This is a genomic window from Rhizobium altiplani (assembly GCF_001542405.1).
GTDB lineage: Bacteria > Pseudomonadota > Alphaproteobacteria > Rhizobiales > Rhizobiaceae > Rhizobium > Rhizobium altiplani.
On record NZ_LNCD01000125.1, the window covers coordinates 1 to 4055 of the forward strand.

The 4055-nt window shown below is 57.1% G+C and carries 3 protein-coding genes and 2 pseudogenes; 3 read left to right on the forward strand and 2 right to left on the reverse strand.

What is annotated here, in order from left to right:
• Window positions 1-52 precede the first annotated feature (52 nt).
• Both AS026_RS31485 and AS026_RS31490 read right to left on the reverse strand, forming a co-directional pair.
• Window positions 53-895 (reverse strand): transporter substrate-binding domain-containing protein, encoded by an 843-nt coding sequence (locus AS026_RS31485; protein ID WP_062370411.1) that lies wholly within the window; start codon window positions 893-895, stop codon window positions 53-55.
• 98 nt (window positions 896-993) lie between these two features.
• Window positions 994-2229, reverse strand: coding sequence for an NAD(P)/FAD-dependent oxidoreductase (locus AS026_RS31490; protein WP_028749691.1), 1236 nt, complete (start codon window positions 2227-2229; stop codon window positions 994-996).
• A gap of 551 nt (window positions 2230-2780) precedes the next feature.
• Here AS026_RS31490 and AS026_RS42520 point away from each other — a divergent pair.
• From AS026_RS42520 to AS026_RS31500, 3 genes and pseudogenes are all read left to right on the forward strand, one after another.
• Window positions 2781-3128 (forward strand): annotated as a pseudogene (locus AS026_RS42520) (hypothetical protein); the annotation flags it as partial.
• A pseudogene (locus AS026_RS40675) lies at window positions 3124-3481 on the forward strand (transposase); the annotation flags it as partial. The pseudogenes AS026_RS42520 and AS026_RS40675, both read left to right, overlap by 5 nt.
• Window positions 3482-3558: 77 nt before the next feature.
• A partial coding sequence (locus AS026_RS31500; protein WP_131815364.1) for an IS630 family transposase occupies window positions 3559-4055 on the forward strand: 497 nt, incomplete at its 3' end.

A 4055-nucleotide genomic window follows, 5' to 3' on the forward strand; every position in this document is an offset into this window, starting at 1 on the left:
ATGTCCCGCCGTGTGGCTGTCGATGACGGTGAAGAGACGGTTGGTACGCATGTCAGCAATACTTTCCCGACTGCGGAACTACCTTCATGTCGATGCCGCGGTCGAGCAAGCTGCGGGTAATGCGCGAGCAAGCGAAACCCAGTGTGTTCTGCTGCGACATCCAGTTGGCCAGAAAGTTCTGAAAGCCTTCATTGCCCGGTTCGCGGCGAATCCCGATGGTTGAAGGACTACGCAGGAGCGGCATGGGCACGACGGCTTTGGCGATGCCCTTGGCATCCAGCAAGGCAGCATCCTGATCCGCGAGAATGATGGCGTCTACTTTGCCCGACTGGAGTTCTAGAACGGCCTGATCGCGCGTAGGAACGACGTCGAGAGTGGCGTTGGGGATGACCGCCTCGGCAATGACCTGCATCGTGCCGCCCTTTTGTACGGCAATGCGGGTTTCCTTGTTGTCCATTTCACGCCAGGTCTTGGGCTCGAAGCCCGGTCGGGCGGCCAGCACCCAAATTCCTTCGACGATGGCTCCTGGTACGTAGTCGACAACGAGACCGCGACGGGGATTGGGATTCAGTCCCACTGCGAGATCAATCTTGCCGGCTTGGAAATCGGCAGCAAGGTTGCCCCAAGTGGTTTCGTAATATTCGAGCTTCACGTCGAGCAGGGTGGCGATATCCTTGCCCCAATCCACAAAGAAGCCACTCCACTCCCCTGTGCGCGGATCTTTGATGTAGCCCGGCTCCTCTGCGACCATAACCGGAAACTTCAATTTTCCACTCGCCTTTATGCGCTCGAGTACCAGAGAGAGGTCCTCTGCTCGAGCCGGGACGGAGGCCGGGCCGATCACGGTTGCTAAGCTGATTGCAGCAGCGACGAGTGCACTTGTCCAACGGTTCATAGACGTCTCCTCCTTGGTCCTATTGAAATATGTCATTTCATTATTGAAATATAACATTCGCGGAAGGCAAGGCAAGTCAAAACTTTGCTCCATTGCCTTTATCGGATGCGATAAGGAGCGCAGGAGAGCCGAGGCGTGCGGCCAGCAACGAGATCGCTGATGATGGCTGCGGTCATCGGAGCGCCGCTGATGCCCATGTGGCCATGGCCGGTCGCGAACAAAATGCTGGCGTGTTTTGGGTGAGGACCGATGATCGGCAGGCTGTCAGGCGTCGACGGTCTCACACCCATCCAGTCAGTTACCTTGTCGATCGCAAGGTCGGGCAACATCATCTGTGCGCAGGTCTGAAGTTTGCTGCTTTGGCGTTCATCACGCGGTGCGTCTGGCGCAGCAAATTCTGCGATGCCGACAATTCGCAATCCTTCCTGGAGAGGAGTAGCAACGAAGGCCGAAGCTGCATCGGTGACCGGACGGCTGATGGTGCTCGAGTTTTCCGGCAAGGTGATATGGTAGCCACGCTCGCTGGCCAGCGACAGCGAAATTCCAAGCGACTTTGCAAGGTCCCGACTGGCAATGCCCGCCGCGATCACCGTGGCATCACAATGGTGGGAACCGGCGCTGGTCTGCAGCGTCAATCCTTCTGTCGAAGGTTGTATTGCGAGAACTCGCGCCGTCAGAAGTGCTGCGCCAAGCCCGGCGGCCCGCTCCATCAGACCTTCCACGAGTGTGGGAGGCGAGTTTACATGGCCGCTGTCAGGAAAGAATATCCCGCGCTGGTAATCTACGGACAAAGACGGCTCTAGCTCGCGCAATTGTCGGGCGTCGACCCTTTCGAAAGACACGCCATGCCGTGACCTCAGACCTTCCACCAAATGGTCCAGTTCGCCAAGTGAACTGTCGCGCCAAACATGAAGGGCGCCGTTCGGCCGAAACAATCGGTTCCAATTCGTGTCGCCCAGCATGTCGCGATAGAGAGTGGCGCACGGTGCGTTGAGGGCGTGCAGCGCTCCGTAAGCAGTCTCCCAAGCCTTGGGTCGGCCCGTACTCAGGAAGTGTACGAGCCAGGGAAGGGTGCGGGGTAGCTCCCAGGGGGCGAGACGGACCGGGCCGTTTCTATCGCAGAGCCAGCCCAGCGCACGCCACATGACTCCAGGATATGCCATGGGGAAAGAGGATCCCGCATTGTATTGGGCGCCGTTCCCCCAAGAGCATCCGTGACCGACGCGACCCGCCTCGATTACGGTGACGCGATGTCCCTCCCGCGCAAGCATGAGGGCGCAACTCACGCCAACTATGCCCCCACCAACGACGGCGACGATACGACGTTCAACCATGTGATATCTTCTCCTCGATCTGCCCCTTAGGTCAGGATTAATGTTTTGAAGGCATGGGAGTCGTGTCTACGACTCGTCGTCTCCGATGTGAAATGCAATGGCTCAATCCGCACGATACCGTCGATTGATATATTACAATATCTAAGAGCGGCGTTCAACGCTCTATTTCGTTGTTGTCCGCGACGCAAGACTCCCGCTCGGCATCCGGTTGATTAGAGACGCCTTAAGAGGATGAAATGTATGGGGCTGGGTTGTTGAGCCCAACGTTGAGACTCGGTTACAGGTGCAGGAGCGGCGGAAGTGCCGTCATCCGAGTAAGCCTCTCGTCGCGTTCGGCAGCGCCTTGGCCGAATCGAGCTACCAGCATGTGTCGGCCTAAATGATCGATTGGGAGTCGCTGGGCCCCATTCGACGAAATATAGCCATCACTTTGGATGACTTGCCCGAAGCACGAAATTTGGCCTCATAAGTACGGGCGCATCCCACATTTAGAAAGTATTTCAAGAAATCGTTCATGACGGACCGGGTCAATATTCAGATCCCATGCGCGGATGGATAGCGGCGAGTACTCTGGCAAAGTGATGTTGCTAGACAAACAGTTGATCACGTCGCTTTCGCCAGGTGGGGGCGAGAAGTTGTCGAAACACAGTGTCCCCAGTGGTGATTTATCCGCCTTGTTCGGTCGCTTCGATAGCCTCCGAGAGAAGGCAAGAGCGCGCATGGGGCGAGACTTTCCGGTCGTCACTATCCAGGAGGCCGGGCTCGATGGCTTCTGGATCCATCGGGTTCTGGGCAAGGCGGGGATCGAGAGCTACGTCGTTGATCCCGCTTCTATCGCAGTGTCTTGTCGCAGCCTCCGAGCCAAGACCGACAAGATCGATGGTGAAACGCTCGTTCGCGCTCGTCGATGCCGAAGGTCGGCCAGTGACGCTTCGCCTTACCGCGGGCAGATTGTAAGATTGCACTGAAGCCGATGCGCTGACGGACGGCCTCAGCGAAGGTGACATCCTGCTTGCAGATAAGGGCTATGATAGTAAAGCTATCCGAGCCAAGGCGGCAGAGCGCAAGGCCTGGGCCAACATTCCGCCGAAGGCAAACCGGAAGGGCTCTTTCTCAATCTCGCGCTGGGTTTACAGGCAACGAAATCGGTGGAGAGTTTCGAGGCACCGCTACACGCTACGACAAGCGTCCAGAAAACTATCTCGCTGCTGTTAAAATCGTCGCGGCAAGGATCTGGTGTCAGAGCTTATGAGTCGACGGCCCAGTCACCTGGAACCAAAGTAAGCTTCATTTTGTTTTGGCTTCTGTTAGAAGAGCAGGAGTTGATTGATGGTTGGCAGGCAAGCAGGCCTCGTCGTTCTGAGCGAGGCGGATAGAAATTTCCTGGAATCTCAGGTGCGCCGGCATAAAGCGCCGCGCTCCTTGTCGGATCGATGCCGGATGGTCTTGCTGTGTGCGCAGGGTCTGCAAAGTAAAGACGTTGCCGAGCGTCTTGGGGTCCACGAGCATACGGTTGGCAAGTGGCGCCGCCGGTTCATACAAGATGGCATTGAAGGGCTGACAGATGAATATCGTGCCGGTCGACCGCGAACTGTCTCTGATGCCCAGGTTGCTCAGGTCGTCGAGCGTACATTGAACACCACCCCCAAGGATGCCACGCACTGGTCCATCCGTTCGATGGCAGCCTCCAGTGGACTTTCGCATACCACCATCCGTCGGATCTGGACCGCCTTTGGCCTGCAGCCGCATCGTGCCGAGACATTCAAGCTTTCCTCTGATCCGCTCTTCGTCGATAAGGTGCAGGACATCGTCGGTCTTTACATGTC

What these genes read in the sequence shown, in the direction of transcription:
- AS026_RS31490 (WP_028749691.1), bottom strand. Translation starts at nt 2,229, where the DNA reads ATGGTTGAACGTCGTATCGTCGCCGTCGTTGGTGGGGGCATAGTTGGC.
- AS026_RS31485 (WP_062370411.1), bottom strand. Translation starts at nt 895, where the DNA reads ATGAACCGTTGGACAAGTGCACTCGTCGCTGCTGCAATCAGCTTAGCA.